Origin of the sequence: Intrasporangium oryzae NRRL B-24470 (assembly GCF_000576595.1) — a bacterium.
GTDB classification, from domain to species: domain Bacteria; phylum Actinomycetota; class Actinomycetes; order Actinomycetales; family Dermatophilaceae; genus Intrasporangium_C; species Intrasporangium_C oryzae.
The window spans coordinates 64,304-80,706 of record NZ_AWSA01000020.1; the positions used below are offsets into that span (position 1 = coordinate 64,304).

Sequence of the window (16,403 nt, forward strand, 5' to 3'; positions counted from 1 at the left end):
GCCTCGCCGTGCTGGAGAGCAGGGCTCATGACGACCGAGGGACTGGACAGGACGAAGCTGCACCACGTCAACCCCGACCCGCGCTCCGAGAATCGCCGACCGGTGGCGACCGCCGGAGCGCCGAAAGGACACCTGATGAAGATCCGCCTCACGAGCATCTACGTCGACGACCAGCGTGCCGCCCGCAACTTCTACACCGAGGTCCTCGGCTTCGCGGTCCACCACGACATCCCGCTCGGTGACAACTCCTGGCTCACCGTGGTGTCGCCCGAGGACCCCGACGGTCCGCAGCTCCTGCTCGAACCCTCTGACCATCCGGCCGTCGGCCCGTACCGTGCGGCCCTGGTCCAGGACGGCATCCCGCTGGTCCAGTTCGCGGTCGACGACGTCGAGGCCGAGCACGAACGCCTCCTCGCCCTTGGCGTCACCTTCACGCAACCGCCGACCGACATCGGTCCTGCCGTCGTGGCCGTTCTCGACGACACGTGCGGCAACCTTGTCCAGCTGATCACCGAGAAGGACCCGGCCGGGACCGGGGGCTGACGAGAGCGGACAACGTCCACCGAACCGATCAGTTTTCAAGAAGCGTCGCGGCGGCCGCGGCCCGAAGAATGGGAAACGTCACCGACGAGACTCACAGAGGGAGAGCAACCATGACGGACACGAAGCGGCCCACGAGAAGCAAGGGCGCCGGGGACGAGGCGGCCGAGGGCTTCACCGCGGAGGAGCGCGCCGCCATCAAGGATCGGGCTGAGGAGGTCAAGGCGGCGAGGCGCAGCGGCGGACGGGCCGCCAAGGCCGACGAGGAGGCTGCCGTCCTCGCGAAGATCGCCGAGATGCCGGATGCCGACCGGGTCATGGCCGAGCAGCTGCACGCGGTCGTCAAGGACGCCGCGCCGAGTCTCACCTCCCGGCTCTGGTACGGCATGCCTGCCTACGCCAAGGACGGCAAGGTCCTCTGCTTCTTCCAGGGCGCCCACAAGTTCAAGTCGAGGTACGCGATGCTCGGCTTCAGCGACCAGGCGAACCTCGACGACGGGGACATGTGGCCGACCTACTTCGCCCTGACGGACATGACTGCAGCTGTGAAGGAGCGGATCGGGGACCTGCTCAAGCGAGCCGTGAGCTGAGCCCCAGCACGAGCCGGCACCCTCGGGACGCGGACTCCAGGGGCCGTCGAAGAGCCCGTCGATCAGCGTGTCGGGGCTCCCTGTAGTAGAGAATCACCGGCCAACCGCCCGCATCGAGGAACTCCTCGATGCGGGCGCGGCACTGCGCAGCGGTCCCGGCCGCCACCGCGCCTGGACCGGCTCGACCGTGACGGGAGCATCGGGTGGCACGGAGCGAGCCCAGCGGCATACGACCTCGTCGGAGCACCCGCCCAGCACGAAGGGGACGGACGTGACGGCGGTCACGCCCGGCCCACGACACAGGGAGGGGGTGCGTATCTGCCGCTAGTAGCATGGCGACGGCGCTCCCCGACGCCGCCGGCCCGGGGTCCGCGCTGCACCCGACCAAGAGGAGCTGCGACCCGTGAGCGATCTACGGCCGACCGCCGTGATCGTCCTCGCTGCAGGCGAGGGCACACGCATGAAGTCGAACACCCCGAAGGTGTTGCACACGATCGGGGGCCGCAGTCTCCTCGACCACGCCATCCACGCGGCGCGGGGCGTTGCGCCCGAGCACCTGGCTGTCGTCGTGCGCCACCAGCGCGACCGCGTCGCAGACCACGTCGCCGAGGTCGCGCCGGAGGCCGTCGTCGCCGACCAGGACGAGGTCAAGGGCACCGGCCGCGCCGTCGAGTGCGCGCTCGAGGCGCTGCCTCCCGATCTCACCGGCACGGTCGTCGTCACCTATGGCGACGTTCCGCTCCTCACCTCGGAGACGCTCCGGGGCCTCGTCGCAGCCCACGAGGGCACGGCGAGCGCCGTCACCGTCATCACCGCCTCCCTCGAGGACCCGACCGGATACGGCCGGGTCCTCCGCGGCGCCGACGGTGGCATCGAGGCGATCGTCGAGCAGAAGGACGCTACCGAGAACCAGCGGGCCATCCGCGAGGTCAACAGCGGCATCTACGCCTTCGACTCGGTCGTCCTGCGCGAGGCGCTCGCCGAGGTCGGCACCGACAACGTCCAGGGCGAGAAGTACCTCACCGACGTCGTCGCGATCGCGCGCCGACGCGGCCTGCCCGTCCACGCGCACCTCATCGCCGACCTGTGGCAGACCGAGGGCGTCAACGACAAGGTCCAGCTCGCGCGCCTCGGAGCCGAGCTCAACCGCCGGACCGTCGAGCAGGCGATGCGCGACGGTGCCGTCGTCGTCGACCCGGCCACGACGTGGATCGACGCCGACGTCACGATCGGCCCCGACACCGTGGTGCACCCCGGCACCCAGATCCACGGCGCGACGACGATCGGGTCCGAGTGCGTCATCGGTCCCGACACGACCCTCAAGGACGTCGAGGTCGGCGACGGGGCCAGCGTCGTGAGGACCCAGGCCGAGCTCGCCCAGATCGGCGCCGGCGCGACCGTCGGCCCCTTCTCCTACCTGCGCCCGGGCACGGTCCTCGGCGCTCGCGGCAAGATCGGCGGCTTCGTCGAGACGAAGAACGCCCAGATCGGCGACGGCGCGAAGGTCCCGCACCTGACCTACTGCGGCGACGCGACGATCGGGGAGGGTGCCAACATCGGCGCGGGCACGATCTTCGCCAACTACGACGGCGTCACCAAGGGCCACACGACCGTCGGGGCGCAGAGCTTCGTCGGGAGCAACTCCGTGATCGTCGCGCCGCGCACGATCGCCGACGGCTCCTACGTCGCGGCCGGGTCCGCCGTGGTCAGCGACGTCGGCCCCGGGCAGCTGGCCGTGACCCGCGCCCAGCAGCGCAACGTCGACGGCTGGGTCGCGCGGCGCCGCGAGGGCACCGCGACCGCGGCAGCGGCGGAGGCCGCCCTGCGCGCGGCCGCGGGCGAGCCGACTCCTGCCGACGAGGACAGCACCGACCACGAGACCGTCGCCACCGAGCCGAAGGACGTCCACTGATGACCGGGATCAACAAGACGACGGAGAAGCACCTCATGGTCTTCTCGGGCCGGGCGCACCCCCAGCTGTCCCAGGAGGTCGCCCGGCTGCTCGGCACCGAGATCGTCCCCACCTCGGCCTACGACTTCGCCAACGGCGAGATCTACGTGCGCTACGAGGAGTCGGTGCGCGGGTCTGACGCCTTCGTCATCCAGAGCCACACGGCGCCGATCAACGAGTGGATCATGGAGCAGTTCATCATGATCGACGCGCTCAAGCGCGCCTCGGCGAAACGGATCACCGTCGTCCTGCCGTTCTACGGCTACGCCCGCCAGGACAAGAAGCACCGCGGGCGCGAGCCGATCTCGGCCCGCCTCATGGCCGACCTGTTCAAGACGGCCGGCGCCGACCGCCTCATGGCCGTCGACCTGCACACGGCGCAGATCCAGGGCTTCTTCGACGGACCGGTCGACCACCTCATGGCGCTGCCGATCCTCTCGAGCTACGTCCGTGAGAAGTACGGTCACCTCGACCTCGCGGTCGTCTCGCCCGACGCCGGCCGGATCAAGGTCGCCGAGGACTGGTCGGAGCGCCTCGGTGGCTGCCCGCTCGCCTTCATCCACAAGACGCGTGACATCAACCGGCCCAACGAGGTCGTCGCCAACCGCGTCGTCGGCGAGATCAAGGGTCGCGTCTGCGTCCTCGTCGACGACATGATCGACACGGCCGGCACGATCACGAAGGCGGCCGACGCGCTCATCGACCAGGGCGCCGAGGCCGTCGTCATCGCGGCGACGCACGCGATCCTCTCCGGCCCGGCCGTCGACCGCCTCAAGGCCTGCAAGGTCGACGAGGTCATCGTGACCAACACGCTGCCGATCCCCGAGGACCGTAGGTTCGACAAGCTCGAGGTCCTCTCGATCGCCCCGCTCGTCTCCATGGCGATCCGCGAGGTCTTCGAGGACGGTTCCGTCACGAGCCTCTTCGACGGCAAGGCCTGACCGACCGTCCCGGCGCCCGCGCGAGGGCACGTATGCCGCTGAGCCGGCTCAGCGGCATACGTTGCCTGTGTCGTGGGTCGGGTGGTCAGGCGGTTGCGGCGGCCTTGCGCGCGCGGTAGGCGGCGGTGTGCGCCCTCGCGGCGCAGCCGCCCTCGCAGAACCGGCGCGAGCGGTTGCGCGAGAGGTCGACGACGACGTCGTCGCAGTCCTCGGCCTCGCAGACGCGCAGCCGGTCGAGCTCGCCGGCGCGGACGACGTCGACGACGGCGATGGCGGCCTCCACGGCCATGCGCTGGGGGAGGGGGGCGTCCTGCGGCGTCGCGTGGATGTGCCAGCCGAGGCCGTCGTGGTCGACGAGCCGGGGCACGGCGCGGGCCTCCGCGAGCAGGTCGTTGACGAGCGTCACGACCGCGGCCTCGTCGAGCTCCCAGAAGCCGCGTAGCCGCGGGCGCAGGGCCCGGACGGCGTCCAGCTCGGCGGCGTCGCGGTCGAAGCGGCCGGTCCAGCCGTGCTCGGCGTAGAGCCGCTCGAGGTCGTCGACCGACGCGAGCGTGTCCTCGCTCGAGTCGCCGTCGAGTCGCCCGGGCATCGTGTTGACGAGCGCCGCGGCCGCCATGAGGGCGACTTCAGTGTCATGGGTGAACAACCTGTTGACTCCTGACGTCCGAGGTAGCTAGTGTCATGAGTCTAATCACTTTTGGTGCTGACATGCCGATCGCGCTGCGCGGGGTGCCGGCTCTCTGGAGGAGGCTCGACATGGACGCATCGACGACGACGCGGCACCCGCTCGTCGGGGTCGGCGTCGCGCTCGCATCGGCGGCGGCCTTCGCGACCTCGGGCGCCTTCGCCAAGTCGCTCCTCCTCGGCGGGTGGGCGCCCGGGGCGGTCGTCACGATCCGCATCACGCTCGCGGCGCTCGTGCTCCTCGTCCCGACCGTCGTCGCGATGCGCGGCCGGTGGCGTGTGATGCGTCGCAACGCCTGGGTCGTCGTCGGCTACGGGCTGACCGGGGTCGCCGGTTGCCAGCTCGCCTACTTCTATGCCGTCACCCACCTGTCCGTCGGCGTGGCCCTGCTCCTCGAGTACCTCGCGCCGGTCCTCATCGTCGGCTGGCTCTGGCTGCGCCACCGGCAGCGGCCGCGCCTGCACACGATCGTCGGGGTGGCGCTGGCCGTCCTCGGGCTCCTGCTCGTCCTCGACGTCACCGGCCAGGCGAGCGTCAGCCTCGTCGGGGTGCTCTGGGGGCTCGGTGCGGCGGTGTGCCTCGTCCTCTACTTCCTCCTCGCCGCACACGTCGACGCCGACGTTCCGCCGCTCGGGCTTGCCGGCGGCGGGCTCGCGGTCGGCGCGGTCGCCCTGTGGATCGCCGGCCTGACCGGGCTGCTCGACACGACCCGCGGTGCGAGTCAGGTGACCCTCGCGGGGACTCTCGTGCCCTGGTGGGTGCCGGTTCTCGTCATCGCGCTCGTCGCCGCCGCCTTCGCCTATGTCACGGGGATCGCCGCGGTCCGGATGCTCGGCGCCAAGGTCGCCTCCTTCGTCGCCCTGACCGAGGTGCTCTTCGCGGTCGTCTTCGCCTGGGTCGTCCTCGCAGAGCTGCCGACCCCGATCCAGCTCTTTGGCGGTCTCCTCATCATCGGCGGCGTCGTGGCTGTGCGAATCGACGAGTCCCGGGCTCCGGCGGAGGCCACCACGGTGGTCGAGGCGCCGGTCGCGACCGCCGCCCTCCCCTGAGAGGGACGCGGTCCTCGGCCTCACTGCCCCCCCGCCTCTTCGAACCGAACGCGGCGTTCGTTCTCGAACGCACCGGCATAACACTGAGTTCGAGAATGAGCGCGGCGTTCGGTGGGCAAGGGGAGGGGTCGACACGGCGCGTGGCTCAGCGGCATACCACTCGGGAGGGCCCGGCGTGGGCCCCCGCGGGCGACGGATTTCACGCGCGTCGCGTGCGTCCCGTAAGATCGACCAGTTGCCTCGGCGAGGGACGATGCACGGCCGCTCCGGCGGGTGTGACGCGACTCCGTAATCGACGCGGTGGGTCCTGACTTCTCGGTCAGGTCCGCCTCTGCGCGCGGACCGCCCCCACGACCGAACCATCCGCGCACCGTCCCGCGTCGAGGCCGACCGCCAGCCCGCCTCATTCCAGAAGACCTCAGGAGAACACCGTGTCTGACACCACCAAGCTCGTCGCCGAGAAGCGCAGCGACTTCGGCAAGGGCGCCGCCCGCAAGATCCGCCGCGCCGGCAACATCCCCGCCGTCATGTACGGCCACGGCACCGACCCGGTCCACATCTCCCTTCCGGGCCACGACACGATGATGGCCCTCAAGCAGGCCAACGCCCTCCTCACGATCGTCATCGACGGCGACGAGCAGCTCGCCCTCGCGAAGGACGTCCAGCGCGACCCGATCAAGCCGGTCATCGACCACGTCGACCTCGTCGTCGTCCGTCGTGGCGAGAAGGTCACCGTCGACGTTGCCGTCCACCTCGAGGGTGACGCCGCGCCCGAGACGATCGTCACGCTCGACCACACCTCCCTCCAGCTCGAGGTCGAGGCCACGAACATCCCCGAGACGCTCGTCGTCTCCGTCGAGGGCCTCGAGGCCGGCACGCAGATCCACGCCGGCGCCGTCGAGCTCCCCCAGGGTGCGACGCTCGTCACCGACGCCGAGGCCCTCGTCGTCAACGTGACCGCCGCCATCTCCGAGGCTGCGGCCGAGGCGGAGCTCGCCGAGGCCGAGGCCGAGGCCGGCATCGTCCGCGAGGAGGAGGGTGAGGCCGAGGGCACCGAGGCCCCCACTGCCGAGGCGCCGGAGGCTTCCGAGGAGGCCTGAGCCTTCGGCTGACCCACGTCGGCACCACGTCACATCCCGAGAGGACCCATGGACACCTGGCTCGTCGTCGGACTGGGGAACCCCGGCCCGGAGTACGCCGGTAACCGGCACAACGTCGGCGCCATGGCCATCGAGGAGCTCGCTGCCCGCGACGCCAACGGCGTCGCGGGCAGCCGCGCCTCCGGCTCCCGCGCGGCGTTCAAGTCCCACAAGGCTCGCGCGAAGGTCGCCGAGATCCGGCTCGGGACGGCCGCCGGCGGGGCACCCGGCCCGAAGGTCGTCCTCGCGGTGCCGAGCACGTACATGAACACCTCGGGCGGTCCCGTCGCTGGGCTCATGAACTACTACGGCATCCCGGTCGAGCGGCTCATCGTCCTGCACGACGAGCTCGACATCGAGGCGGGCGCGATCCGGCTCAAGCGCGGCGGCGGCGAGGGCGGCCACAACGGCCTCCGCTCGATCTCCCAGTCGATCGGCTCGAAGGACTACCTCCGCGTCCGCATCGGCATCGGCCGGCCGCCCGGCCGGATGGACCCGGCCGACTACGTGCTGCGCGACTTCTCCAGGTCCGAGCGCGACAACCTGCCGTTCCTGCTCGACGACGCGGCCGACGCCGTCGAGGCGCTCATCGCGCTGGGCCTCGTCGACGCGCAGCAGCGCTTCCACGCGCCCCGCTGAGCCACACCGGCTGGGTCGGCCCGACCGACACTTCCGTATGCCGCTGGGCTCGTTCCCGGCCGGGGCTCTCCGCCCGCGGCGCACCCGCCCCCGCCCCTTCCCCCTGCCCCCTGCCCCCTGCGGCGTGAACGCGGTGTTCGGTGTCGAACTCAGCGGTACACCGCTGAGTTCGACACCGAACACCGCGTTCACTTCGCGGGGGTGGCACACCCGGCTGAGGCGGGCGGCATGACCAGGTCGGCGGCCGCCAAGCGGTGTCCCCAGCTGTCACTAGACTGGGGGATCTGATGCCTCACGCACTTCTGCCTGCCTTCCAGGCCCTGCCCGACGTCCAACGTGTCCTCGCCGAGGTCGGTCGCTCGCGCCTCGTCGACGTGTCCGCCAGCGACGGCACCCGCCCCTTCCTCGTCTCAGCCCTGGCCGAACGCGTCGCCGCGGAGGCCGCGGGTACCGGCGCGCCGGTCCTCGTGGTCACCGCGACGACCCGCGAGGCCGAGGACCTCTCCGACGCCCTCGGCGCGTTCCTGCCGGCCGAGCGTCTCGCCGTCTTCCCCTCGTGGGAGACGCTGCCCCACGAGCGGCTCTCGCCCCGGAGCGACACCGTCGGCCGCCGCCTCGCCGTGCTGCGACGGGTGGCGCACCCCGATCCCGACGACACGGCATACGGCCCGCTCTCCGTCGTCGTCGCCCCGGTGCGGGCGATCCTCCAACCGGTCACGCGCGGACTCGGCGAGCTCGTGCCCGTGGCCCTGCGCGCCGGCGACGAGCGGCCGCTCGGCGACGTCGTCGAGGCGCTCGTGGGCGCCGCCTACACGCGGACCGACCTCGTCGAACGGCGGGGTGAGTTCGCGGTCCGCGGCGGCATCCTCGACGTCTTCCCCCCGACGGAGGAGCACCCGGTCCGCGTCGAGTTCTGGGGCGACACCGTCGAGGAGGTGCGGTGGTTCAAGGTCGCCGACCAGCGCTCCCTCGAGATCGCGGAGCACGGGCTCTGGGCACCGCCGTGTCGCGAGGTCCTTCTCACCGAGAGCGTCCGCGCCCGGGCCAAGGCCCTCGCCGACCAGCTGCCCGGCGTCGCCGACATGCTCTCCAAGGTCGCCGAGGGCATCGCCGTCGAGGGCATGGAGTCGCTCGCGCCCGCCCTCGTCGACGGCATGGAGCCGGTCCTCGACGTCCTGCCCGCAGAGTCGATCATCGTCCTGGCCGACCCCGAGCGGATCCGCCGTCGCGCCCACGACCTCGTCGCCACGAGCGACGAGTTCCTCGAGGCGAGCTGGGCCAACGCGGCTGCCGGCAACGCGGTCCCCGTCGACCTGCAGTCCCTCCTCGGCAGCGCGTCCTACTGGACCCTCGCGCAGGTCCGTGCCCACGCGATCGCGCACGACCGCGCCTGGTGGACCCTGACGCCGTTCGCCGCCGACGAAGAGCTCGTCATCGAGGACGACGACGTCGACGCGCGGCTCGCCGTGCGCACGGTCGACCCGGAGGCGTTCCGCGGCGACACCGAGCGTGCCGTCGGCCACCTGCGCGAGCGCGCCGCCGAGGGCTGGCGCGTCGCGGTCGTCACCGAGGGGCCGGGTCTCGCCAAGCGCGTCGAGGAGGTGCTGCGCGAGCAGGAGGTGCCCGTGCGGGCGCTCGCCGGGGGCGAGCTCGAGGCCGGGATCGTCTCGGTGTGCACCGCGCCGCTCGGGCGTGGGTTCGTCCACGAGGGCGAGCGCCTCGAGGTCCTCACCGAGACCGACCTCACCGGTCAGCCCGGTGGCGGACCGTCCACCAAGGACATGCGTCGTATGCCGTCCCGCCGGCGCAACCAGGTCGACCCCCTGCAGCTGCGGCCGGGCGACTTCGTCGTCCACGAGCAGCACGGGGTCGGGCGCTTCGTCGAGATGATGCAGCGCACCGTGGCCGGCGCGACTCGCGAGTACCTTGTCATCGAGTACGCCGCGTCGAAGCGGGGACAGCCGGGCGACCGGCTCTTCGTCCCGACCGACCAGCTCGACCAGGTGACGAAGTACGTCGGCGGCGAGGAGCCGACGCTCAACAAGATGGGCGGCTCCGACTGGACCAAGACCAAGTCGCGGGCCAAGCGCTACGTCAAGCAGATCGCCGCCGACCTCATCCGCCTCTACAGCGCGCGCCAGGCGACGAAGGGCCACGCGTTCAGCGCGGACACCCCGTGGCAGCGCGAGCTCGAGGAGGCCTTCGCCTACGTCGAGACGCCCGACCAGCTCTCGAGCATCGACGAGGTCAAGGCCGACATGGAGAAGCAGGTCCCGATGGACCGGCTCATCTGCGGCGACGTCGGCTACGGCAAGACGGAGATCGCGGTCCGGGCGGCCTTCAAGGCGATCCAGGACGGCAAGCAGGTCGCCGTCCTCGTGCCGACCACTCTGCTCGTCAGCCAGCACTTTCAGACCTTCTCGGAGCGCTACGCGCAGTTCCCTGTCAAGGTCGCTGCGCTCTCGCGGTTCCAGACGGACCGGGAGGCCAAGGACGTCCTCGACGGGATCGCCGACGGCACGATCGACCTCGTCATCGGCACGCACCGGCTGCTCGCCAAGGAGGTCCGCTTCAAGGACCTCGGCCTCGTCATCATCGACGAGGAGCAGCGGTTCGGCGTCGAGCACAAGGAGCTGCTCAAGACGATGCGCACGGCCGTCGACGTCCTGTCCATGTCGGCGACCCCCATCCCGCGCACGCTCGAGATGGCCGTGACCGGCATCCGCGAGATGTCCACGCTCGCGACGCCGCCCGAGGAGCGCCACCCGGTCCTCACCTTCGTCGGCGGCTACGACGAGAAGCAGATCACGGCGGCGATCCGGCGCGAGCTGCTCCGCGAGGGCCAGGTCTTCTTCGTCCACAACAAGGTGTCGAGCATCGAGAAGGCGGCGGCCCGCCTGCGCGAGCTCGTGCCCGAGGCCCGCATCGCGACGGCCCACGGCCAGATGGGCGAGCACAAGCTCGAGGCGGTCGTCGAGGACTTCTGGCAGAAGCGCTTCGACGTGCTCGTCTGCACGACGATCGTCGAGACCGGCCTCGACATCAGCAACGCCAACACTCTCATCGTCGAGCGCGCCGACATGCTCGGCCTCTCGCAACTGCACCAGCTCCGGGGTCGGGTCGGTCGTGGACGTGAGCGGGCGTACGCCTACTTCCTCTACCCGCCCGAGAAGCCGCTCACGGAGACGGCGCACGACCGCCTCCGCACGATCGCGAGCCACACCGACCTCGGCGCCGGCATGCAGGTGGCGATGAAGGACCTCGAGATCCGCGGCGCTGGCAACCTGCTCGGCGGCGAGCAGTCCGGCCACATCGCCGGCGTCGGCTTCGACCTCTACGTCCGCCTCATCGGCGAGGCCGTCGCCGACTTCCGCGGCGAGACGACCGACGTGCCGGCCGAGATCAAGATCGAGCTGCCCGTCGACGCCCACCTGCCCCACGACTACGTGCCGGGGGAGCGGCTGCGTCTCGAGGCCTACAAGAAGCTCGCGACCGTCGAGACGTTCGAGGCCGTCGACGAGATCGAGGCCGAGCTGCGCGACCGCTACGGTGCTCCGCCCGAGCCGGTCCAGAACCTCCTCGAGGTCGCCCGCCTGCGTGTCGTCGCCCGCAGGGCGAAGATCGGCGACATCGGCCTGCAGGGCAAGGTCGTGCGCTTCGGCCCGGTCAAGGACCTGCGCGAGAGCCAGCAGCTGCGGCTCATGCGGCTCTACCCGGGGACGCTCGTCAAGGAGGCGCTCGGAACGATGCTCGTGCCGGTTCCGATGACCGCCCGGGTCGGCGGCAAGCCGCTGCGCAACACCGAGATCCTGATGTGGGCGCGCCAGCTCATCTCCGCGGTCCTGCTCGACGACATCGCCGCCGGGGCGATGGCGTCGGCCGCGGCCACGTCGGCCGCGGGCGCCCCGTAAGATGTCACACGCATCCGCCAGAGGAGGAAATTCAGTGAAGGCTTCGTCAGCCCTGTCCGCGCGGCGCCTCGCCACGACCGTCGTCGTCGGCCTGAGCGCCGTGACCCTGCTCAGCGGCTGTGGTTTCGGTGCCCGCCAGCAGGCGGCGGCCATCGTCAACGGCGAGGTCATCAGCCAGGCCGAGGTCCAGCAGACCGCGCAGCAGCTCCACGACGCCAAGCTCGACTTCCCCGAGAACGTCGTCGTGACCGCCCTCATCGCGGCGCCGCTCCTGCAGGAGGCCGTCGCCAAGTCGGGCAGCTGGCAGCCCGACGAGACCTACGCCAACGCCGTCGCTGCGATCCCCGGAGCCACCGACACGACGAAGGAGTTTATCTCCGCCGTCGCGCTCATCCAGTCGCAGAGGATGACGCCGGCCGACGTGGCGACCTACCGCTCCGAGCTCAAGTCGGCCGACATCTCGGTCAACCCCAGGTACGGCAAGGTCATCCACTCCAACGACGGCCCGGTCTACTTCACCGTCGGCCAGACCACACCCAACTGGATCGCCCCCGGCACCGCCCCCACGGCCACGCCGACGACGCCGGCCGGCTGAGCGCCGGCGACCCTCCGTGTCCGTCCGCCTCGTCCTGCTCGTCTCGACGCCGCGCGTCGCGCCCGGCCTGCTGACCCGCGAGGCGTGGTCGACGCTCGAGGGGGCGTATGCCGTGTGGGCCCGGCCCGACGAGCCGCAAGCCGCTGCGGTCGTCGAGGCGGGAATCGAGGTGGACACCAAGGAGTCCGCCGACCCCGCCGTGCTCGCGCGTGACCTCGTCGCGGCTACGGGGTCGGGAGATGTCGTCTGGATCGGTTCGGTCGACGGCGACCCGGGTCTCAACGAGGCGATCGCGGTCGAGGTGAGCCGGCTCCCCGAGCCGCCCGACGTGGAGCTGCTCATCGGCTCCTTCGACGTCCCAGGTGCGCGGCTGCTCGACGTGGTCGCGGTCATGGACCGCCTGCGCTCGCCGGGCGGTTGCCCGTGGGACGCCGAGCAGACGCACGAGAGTCTTGTGCCCTACCTCCTCGAGGAGAGCCACGAGACGATCGAGGCCATCGAGTCGGGTGACCCCGTCCACATGCAGGAGGAGCTGGGCGATCTGCTGCTCCAGATCGCCTTCCAGGCGCGCGTCGCGGAGGAGCACCCTGTCGAGCCGTTCGGCATCGACGACGTCGCCGGTGGTCTCGTCGACAAGCTCGTCCGGCGCCACCCGCACGTCTTCGCCGACGTCGACGCCTCCACGCCGGCCGAGGTCGAGGCCAACTGGGAGACCATCAAGGCGGAGGAGAAGCAGCACCGGTCGCACCCGCTCGAGGGCATCCCGCTCTCGCTGCCGGCCCTCGCTCGCGCCCACAAGGCGATCGGCCGCCTCGAGAAGGCCGGACGCTCCGACCTCGTCGACGAGGCCCTCGCCGCCGAGGGCCTCGGTGCCGAGCTGCTCGCCGTCGTGCGCCGGGCCCGGAGCGCGGGGATCGACGCGGAGGCCGCCCTCCGCGAGACCCTGCGCGCGCTCGACGGGACCGCCGGGCCGACGACGGACTGAGCGGCGTCGCGGGCCCGGCCCAGCGGCATACGGTCGCCGTGGTGTGTGCGGGAACGCTTGCGGCTCAGTAGGCTCCGCGCGAACGAATCACGGCGTGGACCGTCTTCGCGACGATCGACAGGTCCTGGACGAGCGACCAGTTGTCGACGTAGTAGAGGTCGAGGCGGACCGTGTCGTCCCAGGAGAGGTCGCTGCGGCCCGACACCTGCCACAGGCCGGTCATGCCGGGCCGGACGTGCAGGCGACGCTGGACGTCGGGGACGTAGCGGCGGACCTCCGCCGGGAGCGCGGGGCGGGGCCCGACGAGGCTCATCTCGCCGTTGATGACGTTGATGAGCTGGGGCAGCTCGTCGATGGAGTAGCGGCGCAGGACGTGGCCCACGCGCGTGATGCGCGGGTCGCGCTGGATCTTGAAGAGGACGCCGTCGGCGTTGGCGTTGAGGTGGGTGATCGCCGACAGCTGGGCCTCGGCGTCGACAACCATGCTGCGGAACTTGAGGCACTCGAAGAGGGCACCGTCGCGCCCGACCCGCGTCTGGCGGAAGAGGATCGGCCCGCCGTCCTGCAGCTTGACGGCGATGGCGGCCGCGAGCATGAGGGGAGAGGCGATCAGGAGCAGCGCCGTGGCGCCGACGAGGTCGAAGGTGCGCTTGAGACCGCGCGAGGCGCCGAGGCTGCGTGGCTGCTCGACGTGGACGAGCGGGAGGCCGCCGACGGGACGCATCATGATGCGCCCCGACGAGATGTCGCTGAGGCTCGGGACGACGGCCATCTGGACGTGGTGCCCCTCGAGCTCCCAGGCGATGCGACGGAAGTCGGCTGCGGACGGGAAGGCACCCTCGGTGAAGACGACGAGGTCGGCCTCGTTGCGGATCACGGCGTCGGCCGTCTCGTCGGTCTGCCCGGCGACGGGCACCCCCCGGTCCGTCGTCCCCCGCGCCGCGCCCTCGGGGAGCAGCGCCCCGATGATGCGGTAACCGAGCCATGACTCGCGCTCGAGGACCGCGGCGACGTCGTCGACGTGGCCGGGCGAGCCGGAGATGAGGACCCGGGTGAGGAGCAGTCCGCGCGCGTGGGCCCGGTGGACGAGCCGGCGGGCGATCCGGCGCCAGAGGAGCAGGAGCGGGATGCCGATGACGAACATGAGGACGAAGAACCCGCGGGAGAGGTTGAACTTCGTCAGGTAGCTCATGATCCCGATGAGACCGGCCGTGCAGCCGGCGGCCGAGAGGATCCGGGCGTACTCGATCGTGCCGACCCCGAGGTAGCCGCGTGCGTAGGTGCCGAGCGCGACGTTGGCGAGCATCCAGCCCGCCACGATCCAGACGCCGACGGACTGGGCCACGTCGTTGACGTCCGCGGTGGCGGAGAAGAGCCCGAGATGCGTGCGCCCGACCGCGGCGAGGACCGTCGCGAGGCTGATGACTAGCAGGTCACCCCCGGCGATCGCCAGCTGCAGGATCCGGACCCCCCGGGACCGCTCGCTCAGCGGCTGCGAGGTCGGGCGCGCGCTGACATCGAGCAGGGCCAACCCCGACTCACGCATGGGCTGACCCATGTAATACCCACCCCCCGGCGGACTCCGGCACCGAAACAACAAAGTGTCGCCCCCCGAGGCAACACAGGCGAGTATGCCGTCTTCCTCCGTCCTTTGGTAAGCATCGGGTAAATCCGTGGGACGATTCGCGCGCTTTGTCGGCGTATGTCGCGACAGCGCCGCTGATGGGACTCCACCGTGTCCTACGTGGACAGGGCCGCCCGCATGCCGGGTCGGTCGTTCGGCGCGGCCGACGCACGAGCTAGGCTCGGTCCGTACCAGTTCCGGAGCGCCCCACCCGAGTCGGAGCCCGATGTCCCGTCACCCCGCGCCGCGGAGGGCGGGAGGCGTCTGGTGGGGCCGCCCGGCCCACGACTCGACCACAGGAGCAGTAGTGGCCAGCATTGAGGAGATTGGCGCCCGCGAGATCCTGGACTCGCGAGGCAACCCCACCGTCGAGGTCGAGATCCGTCTCGACGACGGGACCTTCGCCCGGGCCGCCGTGCCGTCGGGCGCGTCGACGGGAGCCTTCGAGGCCTCCGAGCGGCGTGATGGCGACAAGGGCCGCTACCTCGGCAAGGGCGTGGCGCAGGCGGTCGACGCCGTGGTCGAGGAGATCAACCCGCGCCTCATCGGCTTCGACGCGAGCGAGCAGCGGCTCATCGACGCCGAGATGATGGCCCTCGACGGCTCGAGCAACAAGGAGAACCTCGGCGCCAACGCGATCCTCGGTGTCTCGCTCGCCGTCGCGCACGCCGCGGCCGAGTCGGCCGGCCTGCCCCTCTTCCGGTACGTCGGCGGGCCCAACGCCCACGTCCTGCCGGTGCCGATGATGAACATCCTCAACGGCGGGTCGCACGCAGACTCCAACGTCGACATCCAGGAGTTCATGATCGCGCCGATCGGCGCGCCGACCTTCCGCGAGGCCCTGCGCTGGGGCGCCGAGGTCTACCACGCGCTCAAGAAGGTCCTCGGTGAGCGCAGCCTCGCCACCGGACTCGGCGACGAGGGCGGATTCGCCCCTGACCTCGAGTCCAACCGGGCCGCCCTGGATCTCATCGTCGAGGCCATCAAGGCTGCCGGCTACGTTCCGGGACGCGACATCGCGCTCGCGCTCGACGTCGCGGCGTCCGAGTTCTTCGAGGACGGCTCCTACACCTTCGAGGGCGCCAAGAAGTCCGCCGACGAGATGGTCGCCTACTACGCCGAGCTCGTCGAGGCCTACCCGCTCGTGTCCATCGAGGACCCGCTCAACGAGGAGGACTGGGACGGCTGGAAGGCCATGACCGACCTGCTCGGCGACAAGGTCCAGATCGTCGGCGACGACCTCTTCGTGACCAACCCGGAGCGCCTCGCCAAGGGCATCTCGACCCGCACGGCCAACGCGCTCCTCGTCAAGGTCAACCAGATCGGCACCCTGACCGAGACGCTCGACGCCGTGACGCTGGCCCAGACCAACGGCTACCGCTGCATGATGAGCCACCGCTCGGGCGAGACCGAGGACGTCACGATCGCCGACCTCGCCGTCGCGACGAACTGCGGCCAGATCAAGACGGGTGCCCCCGCCCGCTCCGAGCGGGTGGCGAAGTACAACCAGCTGCTCCGCATCGAGGAGGAGCTCGACGACGCCGCGGTCTACGCCGGCGCCGGAGCGTTCCCCCGCTTCGACGTCTCACGCTTCGGCGCGGACGCCTGAGCGAGGCTCGACTGCCATGGGTGACCGCACGCCGCCCCGCCCGGGCCGCTCGTCGTCGAGCGGCCGGGCGGGTGGCGGGCGCTCGTCCTCTGGGCGCACGCCTGGCCCGCGCAGCACCCCCCGCGCTGGTGCGAGCCGGGCAGGG

Annotated in this window: 13 protein-coding genes; 11 read left to right on the top strand and 2 right to left on the bottom strand. The window is 71.2% G+C overall.

Translation table 11 applies throughout. The features are described from left to right. Nucleotides 1-135 precede the first annotated feature (135 nt). The 4 genes from N865_RS11010 (at nucleotide 136) to N865_RS11025 (ending at nucleotide 4,022) form a co-directional block, all read left to right on the top strand. On the top strand, nucleotides 136-543 hold the full coding sequence (locus tag N865_RS11010) for a VOC family protein (protein ID WP_034805558.1): 408 nt from the start codon (nucleotides 136-138) through the stop codon (nucleotides 541-543). Nucleotides 544-653: 110 nt separating this feature from the next. Then, nucleotides 654-1,130, top strand: coding sequence for an iron chaperone (locus tag N865_RS11015; protein ID WP_034805477.1), 477 nt, complete (start codon nucleotides 654-656; stop codon nucleotides 1,128-1,130). A 403-nt stretch (nucleotides 1,131-1,533) separates the two neighbouring features. Continuing rightward, a complete protein-coding gene (gene glmU, locus N865_RS11020; RefSeq protein WP_034805480.1) occupies nucleotides 1,534-3,042 on the top strand; it encodes a bifunctional UDP-N-acetylglucosamine diphosphorylase/glucosamine-1-phosphate N-acetyltransferase GlmU in 1,509 nt (502 codons plus the stop codon). Then, complete coding sequence (locus N865_RS11025) at nucleotides 3,042-4,022, top strand: ribose-phosphate diphosphokinase (RefSeq protein ID WP_034805483.1); 981 nt, start codon at nucleotides 3,042-3,044, stop codon at nucleotides 4,020-4,022. The genes glmU and N865_RS11025 overlap by 1 nt, the downstream gene beginning before the upstream one ends. Nucleotides 4,023-4,107: 85 nt before the next feature. Here the strand turns inward: N865_RS11025 and N865_RS11030 are convergent, their stop codons facing one another. Further along, complete coding sequence (locus N865_RS11030; RefSeq protein ID WP_034805486.1) at nucleotides 4,108-4,638, bottom strand: CGNR zinc finger domain-containing protein; 531 nt, start codon at nucleotides 4,636-4,638, stop codon at nucleotides 4,108-4,110. 140 nt (nucleotides 4,639-4,778) lie between these two features. Between N865_RS11030 and N865_RS11035 the strand changes: the two genes are divergently transcribed. The 6 genes from N865_RS11035 (at nucleotide 4,779) to N865_RS11060 (ending at nucleotide 13,025) form a co-directional block, all read left to right on the top strand. Beyond that, nucleotides 4,779-5,756 carry an EamA family transporter gene (locus tag N865_RS11035; RefSeq protein WP_245603729.1) on the top strand — a complete coding sequence of 326 codons (978 nt, stop codon included), beginning with the start codon at nucleotides 4,779-4,781 and terminating at the stop codon, nucleotides 5,754-5,756. Nucleotides 5,757-6,187: 431 nt separating this feature from the next. Then, complete coding sequence (locus N865_RS11040; protein ID WP_034805490.1) at nucleotides 6,188-6,856, top strand: 50S ribosomal protein L25/general stress protein Ctc; 669 nt, start codon at nucleotides 6,188-6,190, stop codon at nucleotides 6,854-6,856. A 48-nt stretch (nucleotides 6,857-6,904) separates the two neighbouring features. Next, the gene (pth, locus tag N865_RS11045) at nucleotides 6,905-7,534 is read left to right on the top strand and encodes an aminoacyl-tRNA hydrolase (RefSeq protein WP_034805491.1); all 630 of its coding nucleotides are present in this window, start codon (nucleotides 6,905-6,907) and stop codon (nucleotides 7,532-7,534) included. Nucleotides 7,535-7,821: 287 nt separating this feature from the next. Further along, a complete protein-coding gene (gene mfd / locus N865_RS11050; protein WP_034805494.1) occupies nucleotides 7,822-11,445 on the top strand; it encodes a transcription-repair coupling factor in 3,624 nt (1,207 codons plus the stop codon). Between the two features lie 34 nt (nucleotides 11,446-11,479). Then, a complete protein-coding gene (locus N865_RS11055; RefSeq protein ID WP_051510465.1) occupies nucleotides 11,480-12,040 on the top strand; it encodes a SurA N-terminal domain-containing protein in 561 nt (186 codons plus the stop codon). A gap of 16 nt (nucleotides 12,041-12,056) precedes the next feature. After that, nucleotides 12,057-13,025 carry a MazG family protein gene (locus tag N865_RS11060; protein WP_034805497.1) on the top strand — a complete coding sequence of 323 codons (969 nt, stop codon included), beginning with the start codon at nucleotides 12,057-12,059 and terminating at the stop codon, nucleotides 13,023-13,025. 64 nt (nucleotides 13,026-13,089) lie between these two features. Here the strand turns inward: N865_RS11060 and N865_RS11065 are convergent, their stop codons facing one another. Continuing rightward, complete coding sequence (locus N865_RS11065; RefSeq protein WP_245603730.1) at nucleotides 13,090-14,571, bottom strand: sugar transferase; 1,482 nt, start codon at nucleotides 14,569-14,571, stop codon at nucleotides 13,090-13,092. A gap of 385 nt (nucleotides 14,572-14,956) precedes the next feature. Between N865_RS11065 and eno the strand changes: the two genes are divergently transcribed. Next, the gene (gene eno, locus N865_RS11070; RefSeq protein ID WP_034805500.1) at nucleotides 14,957-16,258 is read left to right on the top strand and encodes a phosphopyruvate hydratase; all 1,302 of its coding nucleotides are present in this window, start codon (nucleotides 14,957-14,959) and stop codon (nucleotides 16,256-16,258) included. Nucleotides 16,259-16,403: the final 145 nt, after the last annotated feature.

What these genes read in the sequence shown, in the direction of transcription:
- N865_RS11010 (WP_034805558.1), top strand. Translation starts at nt 136, where the DNA reads ATGAAGATCCGCCTCACGAGCATCTACGTCGACGACCAGCGTGCCGCC.
- N865_RS11015 (WP_034805477.1), top strand. Translation starts at nt 654, where the DNA reads ATGACGGACACGAAGCGGCCCACGAGAAGCAAGGGCGCCGGGGACGAG.
- N865_RS11025 (WP_034805483.1), top strand. Translation starts at nt 3,042, where the DNA reads ATGACCGGGATCAACAAGACGACGGAGAAGCACCTCATGGTCTTCTCG.
- N865_RS11030 (WP_034805486.1), bottom strand. Translation starts at nt 4,638, where the DNA reads ATGGCGGCCGCGGCGCTCGTCAACACGATGCCCGGGCGACTCGACGGC.
- N865_RS11035 (WP_245603729.1), top strand. Translation starts at nt 4,779, where the DNA reads ATGGACGCATCGACGACGACGCGGCACCCGCTCGTCGGGGTCGGCGTC.
- pth (WP_034805491.1), top strand. Translation starts at nt 6,905, where the DNA reads ATGGACACCTGGCTCGTCGTCGGACTGGGGAACCCCGGCCCGGAGTAC.
- mfd (WP_034805494.1), top strand. Translation starts at nt 7,822, where the DNA reads ATGCCTCACGCACTTCTGCCTGCCTTCCAGGCCCTGCCCGACGTCCAA.
- N865_RS11065 (WP_245603730.1), bottom strand. Translation starts at nt 14,571, where the DNA reads ATGCGTGAGTCGGGGTTGGCCCTGCTCGATGTCAGCGCGCGCCCGACC.